The organism is Pseudarthrobacter phenanthrenivorans (assembly GCF_036455295.1).
GTDB lineage: Bacteria > Actinomycetota > Actinomycetes > Actinomycetales > Micrococcaceae > Arthrobacter > Arthrobacter phenanthrenivorans_C.
The window spans coordinates 1-25,449 of the sequence record NZ_JAYXNX010000005.1 but is presented as its reverse complement, the minus strand read 5'-3'; the positions used below and the strand labels follow the sequence as shown (position 1 = coordinate 25,449).

Annotated in this window: 28 protein-coding genes and 1 tRNA gene; 7 read left to right on the top strand and 22 right to left on the bottom strand. The window is 64.6% G+C overall.

From position 1 onward, the window contains the following. Nucleotides 1-14: 14 nt before the first annotated feature. The 15 genes from tatC to VXJ37_RS07875 form a co-directional block, all read right to left on the bottom strand. Complete coding sequence (tatC, locus tag VXJ37_RS07945) at nt 15-809, bottom strand: twin-arginine translocase subunit TatC (protein ID WP_331322515.1); 795 nt, start codon at nt 807-809, stop codon at nt 15-17. 48 nt (nt 810-857) lie between these two features. Beyond that, nucleotides 858-1,130: a Sec-independent protein translocase subunit TatA gene (gene tatA / locus VXJ37_RS07940; protein WP_141941393.1), complete on the bottom strand. Its 273-nt coding sequence runs from the start codon at nt 1,128-1,130 to the stop codon at nt 858-860. Between the two features lie 32 nt (nt 1,131-1,162). Next, the gene (locus VXJ37_RS07935; protein ID WP_331322514.1) at nt 1,163-1,510 is read right to left on the bottom strand and encodes a hypothetical protein; all 348 of its coding nucleotides are present in this window, start codon (nt 1,508-1,510) and stop codon (nt 1,163-1,165) included. A 10-nt stretch (nt 1,511-1,520) separates the two neighbouring features. Beyond that, nucleotides 1,521-3,506: a helix-turn-helix transcriptional regulator gene (locus tag VXJ37_RS07930; protein ID WP_331322513.1), complete on the bottom strand. Its 1,986-nt coding sequence runs from the start codon at nt 3,504-3,506 to the stop codon at nt 1,521-1,523. A 102-nt stretch (nt 3,507-3,608) separates the two neighbouring features. Continuing rightward, nucleotides 3,609-4,004: an FKBP-type peptidyl-prolyl cis-trans isomerase gene (locus VXJ37_RS07925; protein ID WP_331322512.1), complete on the bottom strand. Its 396-nt coding sequence runs from the start codon at nt 4,002-4,004 to the stop codon at nt 3,609-3,611. 62 nt (nt 4,005-4,066) lie between these two features. Next, nucleotides 4,067-5,053: an FKBP-type peptidyl-prolyl cis-trans isomerase gene (locus VXJ37_RS07920; RefSeq protein ID WP_331322511.1), complete on the bottom strand. Its 987-nt coding sequence runs from the start codon at nt 5,051-5,053 to the stop codon at nt 4,067-4,069. Between the two features lie 118 nt (nt 5,054-5,171). Then, a complete protein-coding gene (gene pafA / locus VXJ37_RS07915; protein WP_331322510.1) occupies nt 5,172-6,536 on the bottom strand; it encodes a Pup--protein ligase in 1,365 nt (454 codons plus the stop codon). Between the two features lie 9 nt (nt 6,537-6,545). Then, entirely contained in the window at nt 6,546-7,256 is a 711-nt protein-coding gene (prcA, locus tag VXJ37_RS07910) for a proteasome subunit alpha (RefSeq protein WP_331322509.1), read from the bottom strand. 1 nt (nt 7,257) lies between these two features. Next, nucleotides 7,258-8,079 (bottom strand): proteasome subunit beta, encoded by an 822-nt coding sequence (gene prcB / locus VXJ37_RS07905; RefSeq protein ID WP_331322508.1) that lies wholly within the window; start codon nt 8,077-8,079, stop codon nt 7,258-7,260. An 80-nt stretch (nt 8,080-8,159) separates the two neighbouring features. Then, nucleotides 8,160-8,363, bottom strand: a complete 204-nt coding sequence (locus tag VXJ37_RS07900) for a ubiquitin-like protein Pup (protein WP_331322507.1) — start codon at nt 8,361-8,363, stop codon at nt 8,160-8,162. Between the two features lie 84 nt (nt 8,364-8,447). Beyond that, entirely contained in the window at nt 8,448-10,121 is a 1,674-nt protein-coding gene (gene dop / locus VXJ37_RS07895) for a depupylase/deamidase Dop (protein WP_331322506.1), read from the bottom strand. Then, nucleotides 10,118-11,869, bottom strand: a complete 1,752-nt coding sequence (gene arc / locus VXJ37_RS07890; protein ID WP_331322505.1) for a proteasome ATPase — start codon at nt 11,867-11,869, stop codon at nt 10,118-10,120. The genes dop and arc overlap by 4 nt, the downstream gene beginning before the upstream one ends. 82 nt (nt 11,870-11,951) lie before the next feature. Further along, a complete protein-coding gene (locus VXJ37_RS07885; RefSeq protein WP_331322504.1) occupies nt 11,952-13,016 on the bottom strand; it encodes a tRNA (adenine-N1)-methyltransferase in 1,065 nt (354 codons plus the stop codon). 101 nt (nt 13,017-13,117) lie between these two features. Beyond that, nucleotides 13,118-14,314 (bottom strand): site-2 protease family protein, encoded by a 1,197-nt coding sequence (locus tag VXJ37_RS07880; RefSeq protein ID WP_331322746.1) that lies wholly within the window; start codon nt 14,312-14,314, stop codon nt 13,118-13,120. After that, nucleotides 14,301-14,984 carry an HAD family hydrolase gene (locus VXJ37_RS07875; protein ID WP_440589790.1) on the bottom strand — a complete coding sequence of 228 codons (684 nt, stop codon included), beginning with the start codon at nt 14,982-14,984 and terminating at the stop codon, nt 14,301-14,303. The genes VXJ37_RS07880 and VXJ37_RS07875 overlap by 14 nt, the downstream gene beginning before the upstream one ends. A gap of 199 nt (nt 14,985-15,183) precedes the next feature. Between VXJ37_RS07875 and VXJ37_RS07870 the strand changes: the two genes are divergently transcribed. Beyond that, nucleotides 15,184-16,089, top strand: coding sequence for a PAC2 family protein (locus tag VXJ37_RS07870; protein WP_141941367.1), 906 nt, complete (start codon nt 15,184-15,186; stop codon nt 16,087-16,089). Between the two features lie 85 nt (nt 16,090-16,174). On the opposite strand, the gene mshC is transcribed toward VXJ37_RS07870, so the two are convergent. Together mshC and VXJ37_RS07860 are read right to left on the bottom strand one after the other, a co-directional pair. After that, nucleotides 16,175-17,452 carry a cysteine--1-D-myo-inosityl 2-amino-2-deoxy-alpha-D-glucopyranoside ligase gene (gene mshC, locus VXJ37_RS07865; RefSeq protein ID WP_331322502.1) on the bottom strand — a complete coding sequence of 426 codons (1,278 nt, stop codon included), beginning with the start codon at nt 17,450-17,452 and terminating at the stop codon, nt 16,175-16,177. 15 nt (nt 17,453-17,467) lie between these two features. Next, nucleotides 17,468-18,301 (bottom strand): undecaprenyl-diphosphate phosphatase, encoded by an 834-nt coding sequence (locus tag VXJ37_RS07860; RefSeq protein WP_331322501.1) that lies wholly within the window; start codon nt 18,299-18,301, stop codon nt 17,468-17,470. Between the two features lie 51 nt (nt 18,302-18,352). Between VXJ37_RS07860 and VXJ37_RS07855 the strand changes: the two genes are divergently transcribed. After that, on the top strand, nt 18,353-19,285 hold the full coding sequence (locus VXJ37_RS07855; protein ID WP_331322500.1) for an aldo/keto reductase: 933 nt from the start codon (nt 18,353-18,355) through the stop codon (nt 19,283-19,285). A gap of 42 nt (nt 19,286-19,327) precedes the next feature. Here the strand turns inward: VXJ37_RS07855 and VXJ37_RS07850 are convergent, their stop codons facing one another. Then, nucleotides 19,328-19,591, bottom strand: coding sequence for a hypothetical protein (locus VXJ37_RS07850; protein ID WP_331322499.1), 264 nt, complete (start codon nt 19,589-19,591; stop codon nt 19,328-19,330). A 40-nt stretch (nt 19,592-19,631) separates the two neighbouring features. Between VXJ37_RS07850 and VXJ37_RS07845 the strand changes: the two genes are divergently transcribed. Beyond that, the gene (locus tag VXJ37_RS07845) at nt 19,632-19,865 is read left to right on the top strand and encodes a DUF5703 family protein (protein WP_018771130.1); all 234 of its coding nucleotides are present in this window, start codon (nt 19,632-19,634) and stop codon (nt 19,863-19,865) included. Here the strand turns inward: VXJ37_RS07845 and VXJ37_RS07840 are convergent. Next, on the bottom strand, nt 19,862-21,022 hold the full coding sequence (locus tag VXJ37_RS07840; protein ID WP_331322498.1) for an acyl-CoA dehydrogenase family protein: 1,161 nt from the start codon (nt 21,020-21,022) through the stop codon (nt 19,862-19,864). The two genes, VXJ37_RS07845 and VXJ37_RS07840, sit on opposite strands and share 4 nt — an antisense overlap. A 12-nt stretch (nt 21,023-21,034) precedes the next feature. Then, nucleotides 21,035-22,339 carry a M20/M25/M40 family metallo-hydrolase gene (locus tag VXJ37_RS07835; RefSeq protein ID WP_331322497.1) on the bottom strand — a complete coding sequence of 435 codons (1,305 nt, stop codon included), beginning with the start codon at nt 22,337-22,339 and terminating at the stop codon, nt 21,035-21,037. 171 nt (nt 22,340-22,510) lie between these two features. Here VXJ37_RS07835 and VXJ37_RS07830 point away from each other — a divergent pair. Beyond that, nucleotides 22,511-22,593: transfer RNA gene (locus VXJ37_RS07830), tRNA-Leu, on the top strand. Nucleotides 22,594-22,689: 96 nt separating this feature from the next. Here VXJ37_RS07830 and VXJ37_RS07825 read toward each other — a convergent pair. Continuing rightward, nucleotides 22,690-23,076, bottom strand: a complete 387-nt coding sequence (locus VXJ37_RS07825; RefSeq protein WP_331322496.1) for a hypothetical protein — start codon at nt 23,074-23,076, stop codon at nt 22,690-22,692. A gap of 362 nt (nt 23,077-23,438) precedes the next feature. On the opposite strand from VXJ37_RS07825, the gene VXJ37_RS07820 reads away from it, so the two are divergent. The 3 genes from VXJ37_RS07820 to VXJ37_RS07810 are packed head-to-tail and all read left to right on the top strand — an operon-like array spanning nt 23,439 to nt 25,157. Beyond that, on the top strand, nt 23,439-24,044 hold the full coding sequence (locus tag VXJ37_RS07820; protein WP_331322495.1) for a TasA family protein: 606 nt from the start codon (nt 23,439-23,441) through the stop codon (nt 24,042-24,044). 46 nt (nt 24,045-24,090) lie between these two features. After that, nucleotides 24,091-24,726: a signal peptidase I gene (locus VXJ37_RS07815; protein WP_331322494.1), complete on the top strand. Its 636-nt coding sequence runs from the start codon at nt 24,091-24,093 to the stop codon at nt 24,724-24,726. Continuing rightward, nucleotides 24,723-25,157, top strand: a complete 435-nt coding sequence (locus tag VXJ37_RS07810; RefSeq protein WP_331322493.1) for a hypothetical protein — start codon at nt 24,723-24,725, stop codon at nt 25,155-25,157. Before VXJ37_RS07815 ends, VXJ37_RS07810 begins: the two co-directional genes overlap by 4 nt. A gap of 39 nt (nt 25,158-25,196) precedes the next feature. Here the strand turns inward: VXJ37_RS07810 and VXJ37_RS07805 are convergent. Continuing rightward, a partial coding sequence (locus tag VXJ37_RS07805) for a hypothetical protein (RefSeq protein ID WP_331322492.1) occupies nt 25,197-25,449 on the bottom strand: 253 nt, incomplete at its 5' end.

Below are 25,449 nucleotides of genomic sequence, written 5' to 3'. Positions count from 1 at the left end.
AGCCTAGCGGCAGGCTAGAGCTTCTTAAGCTCGCTGCTTGGAGTGGCGATGTCCGCCGTTGCCTCGGTTTCCTCGACCTGCTTGGCCTGCCGGCGGTCGCGGCGCCTGTCGTTCAGGATGCAGATGCCAATGGCTGCAAAAAACAGGGCCAGCAGTGGACCGGCCAGCATGAACATCGATATGGCGTCCGCGCCGGGCGCGGCCATGGCGGCGAGGACAAACACCAGGAAGACAGTGATGCGCCAGGCCTTGAGGATGGTCCGGCCTGAAATGAGGCCTGCCATGTTGATGCCTACGAGTACCACGGGTACCAGGAACGCCAAGCCGAGCATCAGCACCATGCGGGTCACGAACTCGATGTAGGTCCTGGCATCGATGACGCTGGAGGACCCCTGGGGGGTGAACTGTGTGAGCGCGTGGACAACCTGCGGAACCACCAGCCAGCCTACCCAGATCCCGGCGAGGAACAGGGGGATGGCAGCAGCCATGTAGCCCAGGGTGTATCGCCGTTCCTTGGATGTCAGGCCCGGCGTGATGAACGCCCAGAGCTGGTAGATCCAGATGGGGCTCGAGATGACGGCCCCGATGAGGAGCGACATCTGGAGCTTGAAATCAAAGGGCGAGGCAATGGTCCCGAAGTTGATGGCGGCAAGGCCGCCGGTCTCCTTGGAAATACGGTTGACCGGCTCGGCCAGGGCCTTCAGCAGCGGATCGTAAAGGATCCAGCCCCCAATACCGCCAATGACGACGCCGATAGCCGACTTGATCAGCCGGTTCTTCAGCTCCTTGAGGTGCTCCCAAAGCGACATCCGCCCCTCAGGATTGGCTTTGCGGGCCCGAGACAGTGCCACGGTAGGTCAGGCGCGGGTTGAAGGCGGAACGTCAGTGCCGTCTGTCGGCTCTCCGGGCTTCGCCTTGGGGTGGTTCACGATGGTTCCTTCCACGGGACCGGAGGGGTCGGTGGAGTCGGCTTTGCCGTCGTTCTTCATTTCCTTGACCTCGGACCTGATGATCCGCATGGACTGTCCCAGGCTGCGGGCCATGGCTGGAAGCTTGGGGGCTGCGAAGAGAAGCAAAGCAACAATGATGATGATTACGATTGGCCAAGGGCCATCAAAGAGTCTTCCCACGGGAAATCCTTTCCTCTAACTACATCCTACTTCTATGTGAAGTCGAGATCTCCGAGCGCCTGCGGCTGGCCCCGGTCCTTTTTGCGCTGCACTCGCCTGCGTCGGCGTTCTTCGCGCCGCGCCAGTTTGGATGCCTCGTAATCATGTCGCATGACGGCGGGCGAGGCAAAAACGGCAGAGCCCGGGCGCGGCCCCTCCGGATCACCTGGCGCCTCCTGCGCCTCGGGTGGGTTCAGGTGCCCCAGCTTTTCGCCCGCGGCGCCGAGGTCCTTCATGGTTGCCATGAATTGCCGGAACAGACGGATGCCCAGAAGGACATAGAACAGCAGGGACAGCGCGACGAGCGCCACCCATATGAGAATCCAGGACCACCAAGGCATGCTGAGAAGTCTATCCGGCGTATCTGTCCAGTGATGCCGCGAGCCACTCCCGGGCAGCCGCGGCCAGGTCGGCGGGTGCCAGGATCCGGGCTGTACCGCCGTGCTGGGCCACGAACATGGGCAGCCATGCCGTGTTGCCGAAGCGGATCTCTGCCACCATCCCGCCGTCGGGAAGCTCTGCCGTGCGTTCGGCGTAGTAGTCGTCCGCAAGCCCCCTCCCCTGCCGGGTGAGCTGGACGGTGACGGTGGTGTCGTCGTCGTTGGGAGTGAAAAGTTTGGCCGGGACGCCTCCCTCGGCTGCTCCTGTCCTGCTGGCGGGTGCGCCGTTCGGGTGGATGTCCTGTATCCGGTCCAGGCGGAAGTTTCGGAGTCCCTGTACGAGGTGGCACCACGCTTCGAAGTACCAGGTGTTGTCCAGCGAGTACAGGCGCAGTGGGTCGACGTCGCGTTCACTGACGGCGTCCCGCTGGGGTGACAGGTACGCCAGGTGGAGCTGGGAGCGCGACTCGATGGCCTGCCGGATCGTGGCGTGGATGCCTGCGTCGGCGGGAGCCACCTGGGGGCCGGCAATGGAGGCCGCCCGGAGCCCTTCTTCTCCTGCGGCTGCCAGGAGTTTCAAAGTAACCGATTCCAGGGCGCCCCCGCCGGGCAGGTCGGGCAGGCCATTGAGGGTTTCAAGTCCTGTGAGCAGGGCGCATGCTTCCTCGACCGTGAACCGGACAGGCCTCTTGAGGTCGAGGTCCTGGGTGATGAAGACGTGGTCGTCTTCCCATTGGATGTCGAGCAGGTCATCCGGATACCCCTCCGGGAGTCCGGAGCAAATGAGGATCCGGAGGTCCGCCTCGAGTTCTCCGCGGGTGACGCCGAAGTGGTTGGCCACGTCCTGGATGTGGAGGCCCTGGTTGTGGACCAGGAATGGGACCAGTTGCAGCATGCGCCTGAGCTGGTCCTCCGACGTTCCTTTCGGGGCAGTGCGCGGTCGGCGGCCGCCAAAAGTATAGGCGGGTGGGGGCGAGTCGCTGAAGTCCGCCGCGGCCTGGAGACGGCGCTGCACGGAGCGGGACAGCTCAGCAGGTTCAATTGCCAGGGCCTCCGGCCCGTAGGAGGCCAGCTCCTCGGCCAGGACTTCGAGGTCCCGGTACTCAAGGACCAAACGGTCGTATCCGTCTACAACCGGCGCGGAGGCCTGCTGCCGGCTCTCCGTGACGGCCCGGCGGCGCAGGGCAAGGAGGTGTCCTTTCCGGACGTCCACGACGGCTGTGCGCAGCGGCAGCTCAGGGAGCCGGTCCAGCTCTGCGCGGATGTTGAAGCCCGCCGGCGGTGTGTAGTGTTCCCGGGCGACGGTCGTCACCGCACTGGTCAGCCGGGTCAGCCGGAACTGCCGTGCTGCCTTCCGGGCGCGGTCATACCCCATGAGGTACCACTGGCCGAAGCGGCTGCCAAGGCCCCACGGCTCAACAGTCCGCTCTTCCTCTTTGCCCGTGCTGGATGCAAGATACATGAACGAAACGGGATGCCGGGCGTGCATCGCTGCGACGATGTCATCGAAGGCCTGGCCGGCGGGCTTGATCCGTGGCTGGACACCGGCAGGAAGTTCAACCTCTGCAAGTCGCCCGGACGCCTGCAGTTTGCGGAGTGCGCTTTGGGCTGCGGTCCCCAGCGCAGCCCGCTCCCAAAGCTGGGACGCCAGCAGGAGCACCGTCCATTCTTCGGGTGCGAGCTCGACGTCAGGTAGCCGGTTGGATTCCTTGCCGATCCTGTACCGCGTGGTGGCGGGATCGTCCTCGCTCCACCCCAGGTCAGTCAGGGTCTCGACGTCGAAGCCCATCGCCCGCAGGTCATTCTTGTCCCGTTCGAACATCCGCCCGAAAGCGACGTCGTTGCCGGACGTGTCGTGGTAGATCTTTTCGCGCAGCTCGCTGCGGCGGAGCCCGTAGCGGGTGTTGAGCAGCGCAATGAGCAGGTTCAGGAGACGTTCGGTGCGGGATACGGACACCTTGGTTACGTTACTAAACGCGCCCGCTGAAAGCAGAAAGCGCGGCTGCACGGAGGGCAATCCTCCATGCAGCCGCGCTGTTTGCCTCGTCCGGGGGCCCGATCAGCGGACCGCGACGAGGTCCACGACAAAGATGAGTGCTTCATTGGGGGCAATGGCTCCGCCTGCACCGCGCGAGCCGTACGCCAGCTCTGACGGGATCTCCAGGCGGCGGCGGCCGCCGACCTTCATGCCCAGCAGGCCCTGGTCCCAGCCTTGGATAACCTGGCCCACGCCAACGCGGAAGTCCAGCGGAGTGCCGCGGGCCCACGACGCGTCGAACTCCTCGCCGGTGGACCAGGCGACACCTACGTAATGGGTGGAGACGGTGTCCCCGGCTTTGGCTTCGCGTCCCGTTCCCTCAATGAGGTCGGTGATGACGAGTTCCGAGGGGACATCGCCTTCGGGGAAATCGATCTCGGGCTTCTGGCGGTCGAATTCCCGCTGTCCAAACGACATGCTTGCTCCTATGCGTGATAGTGATGGGTGCCGCGAAGGTCGCGGCGTCCCTGTAAGTCTTGCTACTTGACCCCGAGGATGTCCACTACGAAGACAAGGTCGCCCTTTGCCTGGCCCTGGCCGGCGTCGCCGTAGGCCAGGTCCTTGGGGATCACCAGCAGTACGCGGGAACCTACAGTCTTGCCGGTGAGGCCCTGCGTCCAGCCCTTGATGACACCGGAGAGGGGGAAGGTGGCAGGCTGGCCGCGGTCAAAGCTGGAGTCGAACTTGGTGCCGTCGGCCAGGTTGACGCCAACGTAGTTGACAGTCAGGGTGTCGCTTTCCTTGACCACGGCGCCGGTGCCCTTGATCAGGTCCTGGGAGACCAGCGATGTGGGGGCGGGAGCACCTGCAACATTGATCTGCGGCACGCCGTCCTTATCCGTCACAGTCGGCAGGCCGGCCGGCGGGGTCACCGTTTCGCCCTGGGGCTTGTCCAGGACGGGGGTCGCGTCGGCAGCAGACACTACTTTGATGATCAGCAGCTGGGTGGGCTGGGCCGCGGCGCTGGGGCTCGGGCTGGCGCTGTCAGAGGGGCTTGCGCCGTCGGAGGGGCTGGGGCTCGCGGAAGGAGAGCTCTGCTGTCCGGGGACGGCCAGCGCCAGGCTGGACCCAACCTTGGCACCTACGAACGCGTTGTAGATGACGGCGCTGCTGGTCTTGAGCTGATCATTCAGTTCCAGGCTTTCCGGCTCATTGGGAAACGTATCCTCAAGCTGCGAGCCGTCCGTGCCGTTCAGGGCAAGGATAGAGATCTTGGCTACCTGGTTTGCCTTGATGGTGGCACCGCTGCCTTCGGACACCACCTTGATGGTGGGCTGGGTAACTGTCAGCGGCTTGTCGAAGTCCACACCCGGGGCCTTCTTGTCCCCGTTGTCGGTCAGTTTGAGGGAGTCGAACTTTGCAGTCTCCCCGGCGGACTGGCTGCTGGGCTCTGGCTGCGAAGATGTGCCTCCGCAGGCGGTCAGGAGCAGCAGGCCGGGAAGGAGGATTGCTAGTAGTCGGCGCACGTAGGAAAACTTTCGTCGGGGCAGGGTGGATACGACATTCCGCATCGCGGCGGACAATGCCGTTCGAAGGGTCCCCTTTAAAAAGGACCTTATCCAGAATAGACCCTGAAGCTGGACGTCAGCCCATAGAGTCCAGAAGAGCCTCCACGCGGTCGTCGACGCTGCGGAAGGGATCCTTGCACAGGATCGTCTGGTGGGCGCGGTCATTCAGTTTAAGATGCACCCAGTCCACTGTGTAGTCCCGCCCCAGTTCCTGCGCACGGCGGACAAAGTCACCCCGCAGCTTGGCACGGGTGGTTTGCGGTGGTGCATCGACCGCCCCCTTGATGACCGTATCGTCAACGATCCGCCGGACCGCACCGCGGGATTGCAGCAGGTAGAAGAGCCCGCGGCTACGGGAAATGTCGTGGTACGTGAGGTCCAACTGGGCGATCCGGGGCGCATCCAGTCCCAGGCCGTGGCGTTCGCGGTAGTTGTCCATCAGCTTCTTCTTGATGGCCCAATCGATCTCAGTGTCAATGCCCCTGGTGTCGCCCGACTCAATGGCGTGGAGTGTCCGCTCCCACAGATCGAGGATCAACGGAACATGCTGGTTGTGGGCACCGTGTTCCTTGACGAAGGCCGTGACCTTGCCCAGGTACTCCTGCTGAATCTCCAAGGCAGTGAGCTGGCGCCCGTTTGCGAGGCGCACCAGCGCGCGTCCGGTGAGGTCGTGGGAGATTTCCCGGATGCTGCGGATGGGGTTCTCCATCCGCATGTCACGCATGATCACCCCTGCTTCGATCATCCGAAGGACCAGGTCCACAGTGCCGATTTTCATCAGCGCCGTAGCTTCGGACATGTTGGAATCACCCACGATGACGTGCAGCCGCCGGTAGAACTCGGCATCGGCATGGGGCTCATCCCTGGTGTTGATGATGGGCCTGGACCGGGTGGTGGCCGAGGAGACGCCCTCCCAGATGTGGTCGGCGCGCTGGGAGAAGGCGTAGGTGGCACCATGCGGTGTCTTCAGGATCTTTCCCGCCCCGGCGATGAGCTGGCGGGTAACCAGGAACGGAATCAGGATCTCGGCAAGGCGGGAAAACTCGCCCCGCCGGGGAATGAGGTAGTTTTCGTGGCTGCCGTACGAGTTGCCCGCCGAGTCGGTGTTGTTCTTGAAAAGGTACACGGTGCCATTGAAGCCCTCAGCGGCGAGCCGGGCCTGGGCTTCATCCACGAGGTCATCGAGGATCAGTTCACCAGCGCGGTCGTGGGCGATCAGCTGGGCAAGGTCATCGCATTCCGCCGTGGCGTATTCCGGGTGGGACCCTACGTCGAGATAAAGCCGCGAACCGTTGGTAAGGAACACGTTGGATGAGCGCCCCCAGCTGACCACCTTGCGGAAAAGGTATCGCGCCACCTCCTCCGGAGCAAGAGGCCTTGAGTCGGGACTCGAGTAGGAGATCCCGAATTCGGTTTCAATGCCGAAGATTCTCTTGTCCATGTGTTCCTCCTAGGCCAGCAGGGCTGTGATGTCCGCGCCGCTCAGTCTGCGGAAGGCGCGCCGGGTGCCGCGGGAACTGTCGGAAAGCCTGTCGAGGACGGCCACTTCAAGGGCGCTTGGCGGCAACGGCGTCGGCGGCTGGTCTCCCTCCTGGGCGGGCGTCAGTCCCTTCACCGCGAGCCGCACGGCATCGGCGAAGCCCAGGGACGCCTGCCATCCGGCATCGATGACCGCGGAAACCTTCTCAGCCTGTCCGCCCATGACGACAAAACTGTGCTCGTCCGCGATCGAGCCATCGAAAGTTAATCGGTAGAGATGGTCTTCGGCTTGGGTGGGACCTACTTCGGCCACGGCGAGTTCAACTTCAAACGGCTTTTGCTCGGCGGTGAAGACGGCGCCCAGGCTTTGCGCGTAAACGCTGGCAAGACCGCGGGCGGTAACGTCCTCGCGGTCATAGGAGTAACCGCGGACGTCGGCGTAGCGGACACCGGCCTGGCGGAGGCTTTCGAATTCGTTGTACTTGCCAACTGCGGCAAACGCGATCTTGTCGTAGATTTCGCCGACCTTATGCAGGGACGGCGAAGGGTTCTCCGCCACGAGCGCAATGCCGTCGGCGCAGCTGATGACCACCACTGAGCGGCCGCGGGCGATGCCCTTCCGCGCGAAATCCGCACGGTCCTTCATCAGCTGCTCGGGGGACACATAGAACTGCTGCGTCATCTCAGGCCTCCCGTCCGGCGATGGTGCGGGCTTCGATCACGCCGCGCGACGCGGCTGCGAGTTCGGCCTCCGGAACACGTCGGGCTCCCGTGCTGTCCACCGTGTAGACCACGGGCCACAACTGCCTCACCGTGTCCGGGCCGCCGGTGGCGGAATCGTCGTCGGCGGCGTCGTACAGGGATTCCACGGCGACGGACAGCGCTTCCGCTGCCGTCAGGTTGGGGCGCCACAGTTTTTTCAAGGCGCCACGGGCGAAGACGGAACCGGACCCCACCGTGTGGTGTTCGTGTTCCTCGTACCTGCCGCCGGTAACGTCGTAGGAGAACAGGCGGCCGAGACCGGCGGTGGTGTCAAAACCTGCAAACAGAGGGACTACTGCGAGCCCTTGCAAGGCCAGCGGGAGGTTGCCCCTGATCATGGCCCCGAGCCGGTTGGCCTTGCCTTCGAGGCTGAGCTGCGTTCCCTCAATCTTTTCGTAATGTTCAAGTTCGACCTGGAAAAGCCTGGTCAGGTCGATTGCTATGCCGGCTGTGCCGGCGATGCCAAGGACGGAGAAGTGGTCCGCCGGGAAGACCTTTTCGATGTGCCTGCTGGCGATGACGTTTCCCATGGTGGCCCGCCTGTCGCCGGCCATCAGGACACCGCCACCGTAGCTCATGGCAACGATGGTCGTGGCGTGCGGAACCTGCAAAGGGGCAGCCCCCGACGCACCACCCTGAAGGGACCGGTTGAAGGGCAACAACTCAGGCCGGTCCCGTAGAAGGTGCTCGGTAAAGGACGAGGTGGCGTTGGCGGCTACCTGGTTGGCGGTTGATTCCTGCACTCATCACTCCTTGAACGTGGTACTTCAACGTCGGTACAGATTCCGGCCGTCCGCGGCTTCCGCCACCTCCCGGGTCCGGGTTACTGGCCGCCCTTTTGGACAAAGGCCCGGACGAACTCCTCGGCGTTGGATTCCAGGACGCCGTCGATTTCGTCGAGCAGGTCATCCACGCCTTCGGTTGATGCCGAGGCCTGCCCTTCGGGCGGAGCCGGGGGTGCCTCGGGGATCTCTTCGTCGACCTGGGTGTCGCGTGACTGCGGCTGCTGTTGCTCCTGGCCTGCCATTGGTTTCCCTCCTTCTGACTTCGGCGGATCAAGCGGATCCGCCGATATGCCCATCCTGCCACGGGATGGGAGTTCCGGCGCGGTTTACGCCGCAGGCGGAGTGCTGTTGTGTCCCAGCAGTTCGCCGAGGAACGGGGCCGCGTCCCGGTAGCGCTCAAACAACGCTCCGGTGAGGACTTTGGTTCCCCTCAGGGGCTCCCGGGTAGGAACCCGCTGAAGCCGTCCGTAGCCTGGCACGTCGAAGATGACGGAGTCCCAGCTTGCCCCCACCACGTCCTTGCCGAAGCTGCTGATGCACTTGCCCCGGAAGAAGGCCCGGGTATCCGCCGGAGGCTCGGACACGGCCCTTGCGATGGCGGCATCATCCACCACACGTTGCATCCGGTTCCTGGACAGGAGCCGGTAGTAGAGGCCTTTCTCGGGCCTGATATCGGCCCACTGGAGATCCACCAGGCCCAGCCTGGCATCGCTCCACTCCAATCCGTCGCGCTGGCGGTAGCCCTCCAGCAGGGAAAGTTTGGCCAGCCATTCCACAGAGGAGGCAGCAGCAGAGCGGTCACTATCAAGCTGGGTGAGCACCCACGCCCACCGCTCCAGTACCTCGTGGGTGTGCCCGTCACCGTCCACTGCGTCACCGACGCCCGTGTCCTGGGCAAGCTTGGCGGCGGCCTCGTGGTACATCCACTGAAGGTCCAGTGCGGTGACGCGCCGGCCGTCCAGCAGGCGCAGCTTCGCGGTCAGTGTGGTGTCGTGGCTTACGGTCTTCAGCGCTGCGACGGGCTCGAAGACCTCGATTTTGGGTGCCAGACCGGCCTCGATGAGGCTGAGGACCAGCGCCGTGGTGCCGAACTTGAGGTAGTTGGAGACCTGGCTCAGGTTGGCGTCCCCGATGATGACGTGAAGGCGCCGGTACTTGTCGGCGGTGGCGTGCGGCTCATCCCGGGTGTTGATGATAGGCCTGCGGATAGTGGTTTCCAGGCCCACTTCGGCTTCGAAGAAGTCCGCCCGCTGGCTGATCTGAAAGCCGGGGACGGAGCTGTCCTGGCCGATTCCGACGCGGCCTGCTCCACACACCACCTGGCGGCTCACAAAAAATGGGGTCAGCCCGCGAACTATGTCCCCGAAAGGCACCGACCTGGGCATGAGGTAGTTTTCGTGGGAACCGTAGGACACGGACTTGTTGTCCGTGTTGTTCTTGTAGAGGTTGACCGGCGGAAGGGCAGGGTCCGCCGCCAGACGGCGCACGGCGGCAAGGCCAACCAGGTCCCCCGCAGCGTCCCAGGCCACCGCATCCCGTGGGTTGGTGACCTCCGGACTTGAGTACTCAGGGTGTGCATGGTCCACGTAAAGCCGAGCCCCATTGCCCAGGACCATGTTCATGAGGAGGGTTCCGGACTCATCCTGCCCGTCCAGTTCAAGCTCCTCGCGGCCGTAGGCCAGAGCCACCGCTTCTGCATCAAGCACAGGCGGCTGGTCGGTCAGCTGGCTGGGATGGGCCGTGCCCCTGTCCACCGTCCAGCCCCGGGCGTCGTGGAGCGGCTCTTCATCGGTGTAGTCCCAACGGGTTTCAGCTCCACCCGCAGCCCGCTGCCGGGTGACCTGGGCGTACGCCTGCACCACTCGGGCGCTCATCATGGTGGCATTGGCGGAGGGTGCGGAAGGGGCGTGGATGCCGTATTCGGTTTCCGCCCCCATGACCCGCATGGCCCCGCCGGCGGGGAGAGCCTCCCCACCGGCGGATCCCTGTGCACCCGTCATAGATACTGTCCTGTGGTAGGCATGGTCTCGATGGACTTGCCGGGCTCCTGGCCTGCTTTCCCTTGAACGATGGTGCGGATGTAAGTGATCCGTTCGCCCTTCTTTCCGGAAATCCTGGCCCAGTCATCCGGGTTGGTGGTGTTGGGCATGTCCTCGTGTTCACGGAACTCGTCCACCACCGCCCGCAGCAGGTGCTCGATCCGGAGTCCCTTCTGGTGGGTGGTCAGTAAATCCTTGATGGCGTACTTCTTGGCCCGGTCCACCACATTCTGCACCACGGCGCCGGAGTTGAAATCCTTGAAGTACAGCATTTCCGTGTCGCCGTTGGCGTAGGTGACTTCCAGGAACTCGTTGGACTTGTCCGTGGAGTACATGGCTTCCACGGTGCGCTGGACCATGGCATCGACGGTGGCCTGGATATCGCCGTTGTGTTCGGCCAGATCCGATTCGTGGAATGGAAGATCGGGCGTGATGTATTTGTTGAAGATGTCGGCGGCCGCTTCCGCGTCGGGCCGTTGGATCTTGACCTTCACATCCAACCGGCCGGGCCGGAGGATGGCCGGGTCAATCATGTCCTCGCGGTTGGATGCGCCGATGACGATGACGTTGTCCAGGCGCTCCACGCCGTCAATCTCGCTGAGGAGCTGGGGCACGATGGTGGTTTCGACGTCGGACGAGATACCGGTGCCGCGCGTGCGGAACAAGGAGTCCATTTCGTCGAAGAACACCACCACGGGGCTGCCGTCCGAGGCCTTTTCCCGGGCTCGGGAGAAGATCAGGCGGATGTGCCGCTCCGTTTCGCCCACGTATTTGTCAAGGAGTTCGGGTCCCTTGATGTTCAGGAAGTAGCTCTTGAGGTCCACGTTGCCGGACCGCTCGGCGGCCCGCGCAGCCAGGGAATTGGCGACAGCTTTGGCGATCAGGGTTTTGCCGCAGCCTGGAGGACCGTACAGGAGGATTCCCTTGGGCGCCTTCAAACCGTGCTCCCGGTAGAGGTCCGGATGCAGGAACGGAAGTTCCACGGCGTCGCGGATCTGCTCGATCTGGGGACCGAGGCCGCCGATGTCCTCGTAGGTAATGTCCGGGACTTCCTCGAGGACAAGGTTCTCCACCTCGGAACGGGGCACTTTTTCCAAGGCATAGCCGGTGCGGGAATCGACCGAGAGGGCATCACCGACCCTGAGCTTCTCCGCCTGGAGCGCTCCAGAGAGACGCACCACTCGTTCCTCGTCGGCGCGGCCGACGACCAGCGCGCGGTCGCGCCCCAGCATCTCCTTCAGGGTGGCCAGTTCGCCGGCGCGCTCGTAGCCCAGTCCGGCGACAATCAGGAGTGCTTCGTTCAGCAGCACTTCCTGGCCCACGGATAGCTGGTTGATATTCACCAAGGGGCTGACGCCCACGCGCATTTTCCGGCCGGCGTTGAAGATGTCCACCGATTCCTCGGTGGCCGCCTGGCCGCTGTTGCCCGGAGCGGGCTGCCGCTTGGGGTTGATTTGAAGAATAGTGCCGAAGCTGTAGGGCGGCTGGCCTTCCTGGTCCAGGGCATTTTTCAGCCGAAGGATCTCTGCCTTCGCAGTCTCGAGCATGCTGACCAGCTTGGAGTTGTTCTGCGTCGCCGCTGCCAACTGGCGGTCAATATGCCTGAGCTTGTCCCGAAGTATGTTGACCTGGCGGTCAGCAACCGAGAGGTCGTTGGCGGCAGACTGCTCTGCCGGTGTACGTCCGGAGTCCTGGTTTGGTGTCTCCATGATGTATCAGCCCCTTCCTGCGCTTCTCTTAAGACATTAGTCCCAAGAAGGCGGGTAGGGATGGAGACTCTCGAAATCTGGACTAGTTCGTGACCTCGGGGGTATCCACGACGTTCGTGCCGGCAATGGCGTCACGGGCAGCGCGGCGCAGCTTCTTGTCTGACACTGCCCGCTCCCCCACGGCGCCGGGCGTCCAGGCGTTGACGTCTTCCTCGTTGAACTCGGTTTTGGAGGGACGGCGCTTGACGGAGATGCCGGTGACTCCATCTGCGAGCCGCCGGGTAACTAGCAGGAATCCGGTGTGGGCCACCATCCGGTGGTCCGGGCGGACGGCGAGCCCTTCGAGGTGCCAGCCGCGGACCAGGGACTCCCAGGCATCCGGTTCAGTGAAGCGGCCATCGGCCCGGATGGCCTCTGCCGTGCGCGAAAGCTGAGTGACGGTGGCAACATAGTTGATCCAGACGCCGCCCGGCGCAAGGACGGTGGCGACGGCGTCGAGGCATTCCCACGGTGCCAGCATGTCCAGGACTACGCGGTCCACGGATCCGGGCTCCTCAGCCTTGACTACTTCCTCCTGGAAGTCGCCGAGGGAAATCTGCCAGGCGGGGTGCGGCCCGCCGAAGATGGTCTCGACGTTGCCGCGGGCGATGTCCGCGAACTCCTCCCGCCGTTCAAAGGAATGCAGGTAGCCGTTGTCGCCCACGGCGCGGAGCAGGGAGATGGACAGGGCACCCGAGCCGACGCCGGCTTCCACCACGCGTGCGCCGGGGAAGATATCGGCCATGGTGACGATCTGGCCGGCGTCCTTGGGATAAACGACGGCGGCGCCGCGCGGCATGGACAGCACAAAGTCGGAGAGCAGGGGCCGAAGCGTCTGGTACTGCTGGCCCACGTTGTTGACCACCACCGAGCCGTCCACCTTGCCGATGATTTCATCGTGGTTCAGGAAGCCGCGGTGGGTGTGGAATGCTCCACCACGCTCGAGTGTGATGGTGTTCATCCGGCCGCGTTCGTCCGTGAGCTGGACGCGTTCGCCTTCGCGGAAGGGGCCGCGGCGACGGGCAGCTCCCACCGGCTGCGAGCCGCCCGCGGCGGCACCGGCTTGGGCTGCTCCCTGGGCGTCATTGACGGCAGTTTCGCTGCTCATGATTTTTCCTCGCTCCTGTAAAACCTTTTACGCCGCGGAGGGAAACGTCCCGGGGGACAGGGTGGCCCCTTCCAGCGGCAATGCACGACCGGCAGGTAACTCTACCGGTTCTGGCCCTGCCGGCGCCTATCGGTGCCTTGGCGCTTTCCTGTCATGGCTGCGAGGACAGCATCCTGGGTCAGCAGCCCGGTGACGCTGCCGTTGTGGTCCACTACCGCGTAATGGCGTCCTTCCAGCTGTGACAGGAACTGGATCAGTTCCTGTCCCTTGGACCACTCGGGAACGTAGGCTCCGGCAGCGAGGGGGAAGGCTACGGCGGTGATCGGGGTCGTGTCGGCAGCTGCCGCGGGCACGGCGGCCAATGCATCCTGGTCCACCACCCCCTGGGGCCGGCCGTCAGGTCCGCACACCACCACCGACGGTGTTCCTGCTGCCTGCACCCGGAGGGCGTCGCGGACGGTACCGGTGGCAGCAACGCCGGCGGCCGGCGTCGACAAAGCGGCGGCGCTGACCAACGGGAGGCGTCCGCGCAGCGTTCCCTGCTGGATGGAGGCCGAGGCTCCCATCCAGAGAAAACCGCCCACCAGGATGGTGATCATGATGAGGCTGAAGTCCGGCCGGTCACCGGCGAGGTAGGGGCGCAGGAGGAACCAGTACGCGATCGCCAGGACGATGATGCGGCCGCCCCATCCGGCAGCCACGGTTCCCTTGGCCTGGCTGCCGGTGGCTTTCCAGACAATGGATTCCACCAGCCGGCCACCGTCCAGCGGAAGTCCGGGCAGGACGTTGAAGACACCGATAAGGAAGTTGGCCCACATAAAGATGTTCGTCAGGATCCCGGCGACACTGCCAAGGCTGTCGGTACCGAGCACCAGCCACGCGCCGCCGGCAAGGAGGAAGTTCGCTGCGGGTCCGGCAAAAGCCACGAGCACGGCCCGTCCCGGGGAGGACGTAAAGCTTTCAAACTGGGTGTGGCCGCCCCACAGGTTGAGGACGATCTTCTGCGTGGGCCAGCCATAGATCTTCGCGGTCAGCGCATGGGCCAACTCGTGCACGAGAACGGAGATCAGCAGCAGGACGGCGTAGGCAAGGGCGACCAAGTAGGCGGCCATTCCGAGCATGGGATTGTTCTTGGCCAGTACCGGTCCGTAGACAATGACCGTGAAGGCCGCGATGACAAACCATGAATAAGCGAGCACCACCGGTACCCCGGCGATGCGTCCCAGCGGGATTCCTTCGCGGCGGCCCGGGCTGCCCTGTTGGGTGCCCGTTCCCGCTCCTGGGTCAGCCACGTGCATCACCCGCGGACGCGGAGGCCGAAGCGGCCCGAACCGTGCCGGGCAACAGGGCTTCAAGCTCTGTAATGCTGCGCCCTGCGAGAGTGTCCCAGAGCGCGTAGTCGCCGTTGTCCGGCAGCGGCACGATGTGCGGCACGGCTACGGTGGTAACCCCGGATGCCACTGCCGCGGCCACACCGGGGACTGAGTCCTCAAGGGCGATGCAGTGGTGTAGGCCAAGTTCTGGATCGTCTTCCTGCAGCAGTTCGACGGCGGTGAGGTAGGCCTCCGGGTGGGGCTTGCCCTGGCTTACGGTGTCCCCGGTCACCACTACCTCAAAATATGGCCGCGGGAGGCTCGCCACTACTTCGCGCGCCAGGGGGCCTTCGGACATGGTGACCAGCGCACAGCGGATGCCGGACAAATGCAGCTCCTCAAGCAGCTCGCGGGCACCCGGGCGCCATGGCACCCGCTGCTGCACACTGCTGATCACCTGGGCGGTAAGGGTGTCGATGATCTCGCGGATTTCAAGCTCGACGCCGGCCTCCTGGAGCAGTCCTGCCGAAAACGTCAGTGACTGGCCCACCAGCTGCATTGCCTGGTGGTGGCTCCACGTTCCGCCGTGGGATTCGACCAGCGCGTGCTCCGCGGCGATCCAGTAGGGCTCCGTATCCACGATGGTGCCGTCCATGTCCCAAAGGACGGCTTTGAGCGGTGAACCGGGGGCAGGAGATCGCATGACGCCAGTCTACGGGGGATGGCTGGGCGCAGGCTGTGGGCTACGCCCTTGGCGAATATCGGGCATGGCGGGAGCCCTTTGCTCCGGTTTCCCGCGATTTGCGGCGCTTCATTCCATGCGCAAGCGCGCACCTTGGACGTAGGGTGAAGAAATGAATAGCTTCGAGGGAGACACCGCCGATCAGGGTGCCGGACCCGAGCGGGAACGGTTCCTGCAGCCAGTGGCTGAAGGACAGCGAATAACGGTGATGCTTGCCGCCTTCGAAGGATGGAACGACGCCGGAGAGGCCGCCAGCGATTCGTTGCGTTACCTGAACAAGTTGTGGGGTGGAAAGAAAGTGGCATCCATCGATGCCGACGAATACTACGACTTCCAGTTCACGCGCCCCACAGTCCGCCGGAATGCGGCCGGCGAACGCAAGATCAAGTGGCCTTCCACCCGGATCTACAAGGCCACTGCGCCCAACTCGAACGTGGACGTCATCTTTGTGCAGGGAACGGAGCCCTCCTACAAGTGGCGCGCCTACACCGCCGAACTGCTGGCCCACGCCGAGGCCCTCAACGTCGACTATGTGGTGCTGGTGGGTGCACTGCTGGCAGATGTGCCGCACAGCCGCCCGATCCCCGTGAGCACGTCCTCCGATGACGCCCCGCTGCGGGAGCGCATGAACCTGGAGGCGTCCCAGTACGAAGGCCCGGTTGGGATTGTGGGCGTCCTGTCCGAGGTTGCCCTGTTGGCGGGGATCCCTGCGGTGTCCCTGTGGGCCGCCGTCCCCCATTATGTGGCGCAGGCTCCTTCGCCAAAGGCCCAGCTTGCCCTTCTGCACCGCATTGAGGAACTGCTGCAGGTGCCGTTGGATACCCACGAGCTGGCAGAGGAAGCCGACGCCTGGGAACGCGGCGTGGACGAACTCGCCACCGAGGACCCCGAGATTGCTGCCTACGTCCGGCAGCTGGAGGAAGCCAAGGACACCGCCGACCTTCCAGAGGCCAGTGGCGAGTCCATTGCCCGCGAGTTTGAGCGGTACCTGAAGCGCCGGGGCCAGGACCGGCCCTAGCGCCGGTCAGTCCTTTTAAACAGAAGAGGCCTGTCCGGGAGTCCTCCCGGACAGGCCTCTTCTGTTTTTAGCTGCGAGCTTGCGTCTAAAGCCGGATGCCGAGGAGGGCGTCCACGGCGTCCTTGACCAGGGCGCTGTCAGCAGCGCTGGCGGCAGCACCGGCGTCGTTCGCCGACCGGGCCCAGCGTGACACGGCGGCAACTGCTGCCGGCGCGTTCAGGTCTGCTGCCAGTGCTTCGCGCATTTCGGCAAGCAGCGCCTGGCCCGAGCCCACGGGAGCGTGGTCCAGGGCTTTGCGCCACGCCGCCAGGTCTGCTTTTGCGGCCGTGAAGCCTTCATCGGTCCAGGACCAGTCGGACCGGTAGTGGTGGGCCAGGATTGCCAGCCGGATCGCAGCCGGGTCCTCACCCGCCGCACGCAGCTTGGACACCAGCACCAGGTTGCCCTTCGACTTGCTCATCTTCTCGCCGTCGAGCCCCACCATGCCGGCGTGGGCATAGTGCCGGGCCAGGGGAACCCCGGCGAGCGAATACGCATGGCCGGCGCCCATTTCGTGGTGGGGGAAAATCAAGTCCGATCCCCCACCCTGCACGGTGAAGGGTGACGGCAGGTACTTCTGTGCGATGACGGTGCACTCGATGTGCCAGCCGGGCCTGCCGGCGCCCAGGCTGCCGCCGGGCCAGCTCGGTTCCCCCGGCCGTTCCACACGCCAGAGAAGGGGGTCGAGCGCCTGCCGCTTCCCGGCCCTGCCGGGATCCCCGCCGCGCTCGGCGAAGAGCTCAAGCATGGCGCTTTCGCTCAAGTGGGAAATGCATCCCAGGACCCAGGCGTCAGGAGCCGCTGAGTGCTTGCCGGCCGCTTCGACGTCGTAATAGACATCGCCGTCAGGCTCGCCGTTGGCACCCGCCACTTGGTACGCCAGCCCCATGCTGACCAGCCGTTCCACCTCGGGCACGATCAGGCCGATGGATTCCACAGCGCCGACGTAGTGGTCCGGCGCGAGGACGTTCAGGGCTTCCATGTCAGTCTGGAAGAGTTCCACCTGCTGGGCGGCGAGGTCGCGCCAGTCAACGCCGGTGGCGGTGGCGCGTTCAAGCAGGGGGTCGTCCACGTCCGTGACGTTCTGCACGTAGGAAACCTCGCTGCCGGCATCACGCCAGGCCCGGTTCAGCAGGTCAAAAGCGACGTAGCTGGCCGCGTGGCCCATGTGGGTGGCGTCGTAGGGAGTGATCCCGCAGACATACATGGAGGGTCTTGCCTCGTGTTCCAGCGGAAGTTCGCTGCCGGCCGCAGTGTCGAACAGCCGGATGGCGGGCATGTTTCCGGGCAGGGCAGGAACGGGGCGGGAAGTCCAGGATTTCACAAGCCCAGCCTAGTCCTAGGCGCTGATGACGCCGAAACCGAGCAGGAGGTACAGCGCCAGGCCCAGGAAGATGCGGTACCAGACGAAGAGGCGGTAGCTGCGGGTGGAGACGAACTTCAGGAACCAGCCGATAATGACGTAGCCCACCACCAGGGCGATCACGGTAGCAAGTGCTGTCTCCGGAAGGCCGAACGGCCCGGAGATGCCCTCCTTGGTGACCACCTTGTACAACTGGTACAGCCCGCTGCCGAACACCGCGGGAATGGCCAGCAGGAAGGAGTACCGGGCCGCGGCCTCACGTGTGTAGCCCATCAGCAGGCCGGCGGTGATGGTTCCGCCGGACCGGGAAACCCCGGGGATCAAGGCGAGTGCCTGCGCCAGGCCGTAAAGGATGCCGTGCTTGTAGGTCAGGTGGGCAAGGTCCCGTTTCTGGGCGCCGACGGCGTCGGCGACGGCGAGAATGAGGCCGAAGACGATCAGCATGGTGGCGACGATCCACATGCTGCGGAGCACGGACTCGATCTGGTCCTGGAAGAGCAGCCCCAGCACGACAATGGGAACGCTGCCAAGGATGACCAGCCAGCCCATCCTTGCGTCAGGATCCTGGCGCGGCACCTTGCCGGTAAGGGACCCCGCCCACGCTTTGACTATCCGGACAATATCGCGCCAGAAGAAGATCAGCACCGCGGTCTCCGTGCCGAGCTGCGTGATAGCCGTGAAGGCCGCACCAGGGTCCTCCGCATTGGGGAGGAACTCCCCCACGATCCGCAGGTGCGCACTCGATGAAATAGGTAGAAATTCGGTCAGTCCCTGCACAAGGCCCAGCAGGGCCGCTTCAAACCAGTTCACGGTAAGACCCTACGGCATGGCGCCGGTGCATCTGCCCGTAAGCTTGCTGCTATGCAGCAGCGTTACGTCGGCAACAGTGGATTGCGAGTCTCAGCCCTCTCCCTGGGCACCCGGTCATGGGGCGGGGAAACCGACGAACAGGACGCATCGGAACTGCTGCGCACCTTCCTCGACGCCGGCGGCCGGCACCTGGACACCTCGGCTTCCTACTCGGGCGGCGGTTCGGAGGCCGTCCTGGGCTCGTTGCTTGGCGATGTGGTGTCCCGCACGGAGATTTCCATCTCCACCAAGGCCGGGATGACGACACCGGACGGGCGCCGTGCGGTGGATACGTCACGGAACGCGATGCTCACCGGACTTGACGCCAGCCTGGCCAGACTGGGCACCGACTATGTCGACCTCTGGTTTACCGAGGCGTGGGACGGAAACGTCCCCCTCGACGAAACTTTGTCCGCGCTGGAATTCGCTGTCAGGACCGGACGTGCGCGGTATGCCGGTATCTCGAACTTCAAAGGCTGGCAGGCCGCCAAGGCCGCCGCCGTCAACCGCGTCCCGCTGGTTGCCGCCCAGGCCGAATACTCGTTCCTTAACAGGGCGCCGGAGGCGGAACTGATCCCGGCCGTGGAGGACGCCGGGTTGGGGCTGATGGCATGGGCTCCCCTGGGCCGCGGGGTCCTCACCGGCAAGTACCGGGGCAGTATCCCCGCCGGGTCGCGCGGCTCTTCGCTGACGGAAGCCGCATATGTTGAGCCCTATCTTGAAGAAAAGCCCTCCCGCATTGTGGATGCGGTGTGCGTGGCGGCAAACGGGCTGGGCCGGACACCCCACGACGTGGCGTTGTCCTGGCTGCTGTCGCAGCACGGCGTTGCCACTGCCATAGTTGGAGCGCGCACGCCCGTGCAGCTGAAGGAAGTCCTGGACGGCCAGCTCGCTCCCCTGCCCCCGCAGATTACACGGGCGCTGGAGGACGTTTCCGCCACCTGAGGGCCTGCCGGGCGTCATGGCAGCCCGGCCCCCGCGGCGCAGCTACTCCTCGACGATCTCCAGGTCTTCGTCGTCCACGTCTGCTTCCTCGTCCTCTTCGTCCTCGTCATCGAAGACCTGCAACGGGGTAACTTCGTTGTAGGCCTCGTAGAGTGCGTCCTCGTAAACCTCGAAGGCATCCGCTACGGCGAAAAAAGCTGCCTCGACGGAGGGGTCACCGTCCCCGCGGCGGTTCGATGCTGCTATAAGGTGTTCTTCCAAAGCGGTGGTCAGGGACGAAAGCGCGACACGCGGATCGATGCTCATGACTTCACGTTAGCCGGAAAAGGACGAAAATGGAGAGCAAATGAAGGAACAATTTCTCACCAGCTCGGTCCAGCGGGAACGGGATTATTTGCGTCAGTACGAGTACCTCGTATTGACCGTCAGCCCTGATGATTCCCTGCCGGAGGCGCGGCGCCGGCTGGTGGAACACTCCGAATACGGCAAGTGGGAACTGGAACGCAGCAAGCTCTACGTGGGCGGCGGCAGGCGCTTTTGGCTGCGCCGCCGGGTGATGCAGGTCCAGCGGACCGTCTAGTCTTCCAGCGGCCCCAGCCACGCGTTGGCCACGGTGTTGTGGGCCGATTCGTCGTCCGACGGGTGGAACATCCCGGCCAGCACGTCCCGGTAAAGGCGCTCCAGTTCCGAGCCCCTGAAGTAGCTTGATCCCCCGCTCACGCGGATGGCCAGGTCCACCACGCGGCGTGCGGTTTCCGTGGCGTTGACTTTGAGGCCCACCAACTTGGGGAACCATTGGGAGCCGTGGTCCGCCAGGGCGTCGACGTCCCTAGTCACCGCGGCGAGCTGGGGGTACAGGTTGTCCATTGCCATGGCGGCTTCTGCCACCTTCCAGCGAATGTCCGGGTCCTGGGCGTAACTGCGGCCGCCGTTCTTGAACGAGGTGCGCCGCTTGGCCGTCTCCACGCCTACGGCCAGGGCGCGTTCACCCAGCCCGGTGTAGACGGCGGCGAGGAGGCTTTCAAAGCAGGCGAAGATCCCGAAGATCAGCGGGTCGGCGTTGGGGCCCACCGGCAGTTTCCGGAAAATCCTCTCCGCTGGAACGGTGGCACCGTCCAGGACAGTTGTGGCGGACTGGCTCGCGCGCATGCCCAGCGTGTCCCAGTCGTCCAGGATCCTGCAGCCGGGCGTTTCCCGGGTGATGAACCCGTGGACCAGTTCCCCGGCCCCGTCCCTGGCGCCCTGGTCCTTGCCGAAGATACCGAGGCGCGTCCACGCCGGTGAGAGGCTGGTGAAGATTTTGGTGCCGGTGAACGAGTAGCCCCCATCCCTGTCCGGAGTGGCGGTGGTCCGGGAGTCGAAGAGCACCGAGTCGTTGCCGGCCTCGGAGTTGCCGAACGCGAAGACCTCGCCTTGGGCGGCTTCCTTGAGGACGAAGGCCAGAGAGTGGTCGCCACGAGCAGCCAGGACGTGCGCGACGCCGGTCCACACCAGGTGCATGTTGATGCCCAGCGCGGTGGCCGGGGCAGCCGTTGCCAGCCTGCGCTGGCACTGCGCTGCCGCTTGGAGCCCAAGTCCCGCGCCGCCGTCGGACGCTGGAACGAAAAGCTTCAGGTACCCTGCCGCGGCCAGTTCCTGCAGGTCCTCGTGGAAGAAGGCATTGTCCCGGTCGTAGGCGGCGGCACGGCCCCGGATACGCTCCAGGAGTTCGTCGGGCAGCAGGTCCTCCGGAGTCACGGCCGGCTCCTCTCAGTAGTTGGTGAGCAGGGTGTTCAGCACGCGGGCGCCGAACTTGAGGGAGTCCGCCGGGACCCGCTCATCCACCCCGTGGAACATGCCCGTGAAGTCCAGTTCATCCGGCAGCATGAGGGGCGCGAAACCGTAACCGGTGATCCCGAGCCTGCTCAGCGACTTGTTGTCCGTACCGCCGGAGAGCGTGTAGGGCAGCACCTTGGCTCCCGGGTCCTCCTTGTGGAGGGCATCGATCATCGAGTCAACCAGGTTGCCGGCGAAGGGCACCTCGAGGGAGACGTCATTGTGGACGTAGCTGACATCCACGCCGCTGCCCGCGAGTTCACGGACGATCTCGAGGACCTGTTGTTCCTGGCCCGGCAGCGTGCGGCAGTCCACCAGGGCTTCGGCGGATTCCGGGATGACGTTGTGCTTGTAGCCGCCCTTGAGAAGCGTCGGGTTGGTGGTGTTCTGCAGGGTGGCGCCCACGAACCTGGCTACGGTGCCAAGCTGGTTGAGCAGCAGGTCCGGATTGTCGGCGTCGAACTCCACGCCGGTGAGTTCAGTCACCCCGTCAAGGAACTGGCGCGTGGTGGGAGTGAGCTCGATGGGCCACTTGTATTCACCGACGCGCGTGACGGCGGCGGCAAGCCGGGTGACGGCGTTGTCGGTGTTGATCTGGGAGCCGTGGCCGGCCCTTCCGTGCGCCACGAGGCGCAGCCACGAAATGCCCTTTTCCGCCGTTTGCAGCAGGTAGGTCCGCTGGCCGCCGATGGTGGCCGAGAAGCCGCCCACCTCGGAAATAGCCTCGGTGGCTCCTTCGAAGAGTTCCGGGCGGTTATCCACGGCGTACCGGGCGCCATACACGCCGCCGGCCTCCTCATCAGCAAAGAACGCGAAGATGATGTCGCGCTTGGGCTTCCTGCCTTCCCTGGCGAAGTTCCGCAGGACGGAAAGGATCATGGCGTCCATGTCCTTCATATCGACGGCGCCGCGGCCCCAGATAAGGCCATCCTTCAGTTCTGCACCAAACGGGTCCACCGACCACTGGTCACGCAGCGCGGGAACGACGTCCAGGTGGCCGTGCACTACCAAGGCGCTGGCTGAAGGGTCCTCGCCCGCCATCCTGGTCACAACGTTGGCCCGGCCGGGTGCGGACTCGAAGATCTCCGCCGTCATACCCACCTCTTCGATCAGGCCCGCGGTGTACTCCGCTGCCGCCCGCTCCCCCGGCCCTGAACCGTCACCGTAGTTGGAGGTGTCGATCCGGATGAGTTCCTGGCAGATCCGGACAACTTCATCCTCGGGCAGGACGTCAGGCATTGAAGGCTCCTTGGTAGGGAATGACTGGCTGGCACGGGCGAAACCGCTGCCCTCAGCCTACCCACTAGCCCCGATTCGTTGTTCTACGAAAAGTCGTGTTAGAGTTTTTCTCGCTGCTTCGGAGAGGCGCGAAACGCTGAAAGGCGGGACGGCTTCTGCGAAATACCACCTGCGCGGGTGGCGGAATGGCAGACGCGCTAGCTTGAGGTGCTAGTCCTCGAAAGGGGGTGGGGGTTCAAGTCCCCCTCCGCGCACAATCGGAAGCCCCGGAAAATCACTGATTTTCCGGGGCTTTCTTGTGTTTACCGGCGATGGGTGCGGGCCGGAACGAAGCTCCAGATCGCCTTGCCTCAGCAGGTGACGGAAGCCGGAGATGCAGTCCTGCTCTTCCACACGTTGGTGGTCCCGGACACCTGGTACTGCGCCTGAATGTAGTAGGTCCAGGTTCCCGCGCCGGCCGTCTGGCTGGAGTACCCGTTAGTTGCAGGGTTGATGGTGTAGATGACGCCGGTGGGGTCGGTGACCACCAGGACGTAGGCGGTTGCCCGCGGGACGGTTCCGACGCTGTTCACGGCGATGCTTAGGCGGTACTTTCCGCTGCTGCCAATCTGGCTGCAGGAAGCGGCGGTGGACGATGACGGTGTCGAGAGCCTCAGCGCCCCTGCGGTGAAGCCGGACGTCGTGGAAGCCGTGAAGGCTGCGCGGGCTGCGGGTACGCCAACGAGAAGGAGGGACAACAGAAGCGCCAGCAATGTGCCGTCTCCCCTTGCCCGATTCCTGCGGCCTCCCACGATGCCCTTCCCTGTGCTTTCCCTGTGCCATGGACCGGCACCCTCCCCCACCCTTCCGGATGTGCCTCAAGAACTGCTCAAGGTCGCCTCTGGATGCCGTCAATCCGGGCCCTCCAGAGTGTGACATGGCCCTCAAAATCGATCTTGACCTGCGGTGATGATCATTCTTGAGAGAATCTTGAGCCGATGCGTGGACCCGTCTTGATGTTCGCCGGAAATGGTGATTCAAGGTCAGGTCAAGCAGTGTGTGCCTGGCTTCCGACGGCCGGCCCACTGGGGTGGGCCCTTCACAGAAATGGACCAAAGCAATGGGCATCATGAAGACCACCACCGGCAAGATCCTCGCCTCCGTAGCCCTCGTCGGCACAGCTGCCGCCGTGGCCGGCATGGGCACCTTTGGCTCCTTCTCCTCGAGCACCACCGCCAGCCAGGCAGTCACCGCCGGCACCATCAAGATAGCCCTGGGCGCGACTCCCGCAGACACCCTCACCGTTCCGGTCACCGGCCTCCTGCCTGGCGACACCGTCGAAAAGCTCGTCACCCTGAACAACACGGGCAACTCCGACCTGGGCACCGTCTCCCTCACCACAGCAGACACCGCCACGCCGGTCTCGGCCCTGACCACTGACACCTCCAACGGCCTCCAGCTGCTCATCGAAAACTGCAGTGTCGCCTGGAGCGGCACCGCCGCCCCGTACACCTGCTCCGGCAGCAAGACCACCGTCCTGGCTTCAACGCCGATCGTCGGCGCCAACCGGGTCCTGGCCAACCTCACGTCCCTGACCAACGGCAAGACCGACAACCTGAAGGTCTCCACCACCCTGCCCAAGGCCGCACCGGACTCCTTCCAGGGTGCTACCAGCACCATCAGCTTCAACTTTGCCGCCACCCAGCGCACCGAGACGGTCAGGTAACCACTCCGGCTGTCCGGAACCAACCACCACAGACGAGAAAGCTGCCATGACTGCACTTCCCATCGCCCGTAACCCCCACGGCACGGCCGACGGCGTCCAGAACGACAGCGCAACGTCCGGTTCCGGGCGGCCGGCCCGTACCCTGCGGCGGGTGCTGGCAACCGCCACCACGACCCTGTTGGCATGCGCACTCGCAGCCTTCCTGCTGATCGCCATTGGCCCACGCATCTTCGGTTACCACACGCTGACCATGCTCACCGGGTCCATGGCTCCCCTGATCAACCCGGGCGACGTCGTCGTGACGCTGCCCGTGCCCACCAGTGAAATCAAGGTCGGCGACATCATCACCTACCACATCCCCGTTGAGGACCAGCGGGTCGAGACCCACCGGGTCACCGAGCTGACCGGCAACGCCGACGGCTCCATTGTCGTGCAGACCAAGGGAGATGCCAACAACGGGGTCGACCCGTGGCTGGCAACCATCAGCACCCCGACCGTCGACCGGCAGGTGGCCACCGTTCCGTACGTCGGACAGGCCATCCGGGCCATCCGCGAACCCATTGTCCTGAACGTTCTGATGTACGGGGCTCCGGCGGTCCTGGTGGTCACCATGCTGGCGGGGATTTGGCGGAAGAGCCCCGCGGACTTAGAAGCCGGGGAAAGCGGAATTCCGCGCGCATGATCAACGGTCTTGACCTTCAAAAGATCCATGACCTGGGACGGGACCTGAACAGCCCCCACGTCGCCGTCCGGTTCCTCTCCAACTTTCTCGGAATGCTCCCCCAGCGGCTGGCGCGCATCCAGTCCGCCGTCGCCGCGTACGACGACGAAACCGTTATGGACGCGCTCCTCAGCCTTACCATTACCGCCGCCATGACCGGGGCCGCGGAAACGGAAAGCTGCTGCCTCGCGCTTCAGGACTCCGTCAGGAAGCGGGACTTCGCCCTCGCGCACGGCCAGGGGGTAGCCCTGGCCGAGGTTGTGGCACGGCTTCAGTCCGTGGCACCCCTGCTGCTGGCCCAGGCCGCCCAGGCCCTGGGCCTGGGCGGGAAATTCGCCGTCCCAGGGTGCGCCGCCGCATGGAAGGCGCCAATGCCGCAGGTTGGCAGGTAGGCCTGGACCCACCTGCCAACCTGGAGTGAGCGGGTCGGCCTACTTGGTTCCGAGGAAGATCGGGTTGGTGAGTGCGGCCATGGGGCCGAGCAGCAGCGTCGTGCCCATGTTGGTGCCATTGCTGGCCGTTCCGTCGGCCATGGGGTGGCGCACCTCCGCCCGGACGTAGGCGGAGAGCTGGGCGGTGGTGATCCAGGTGTGGGTGCCCTGGCCGGACGCAGGGAGGGTGACCTGCTGGGTTTGTCCTTCGTCGGTGATGATCCGGATGACACCGTTGGGCACGCCGCTGACG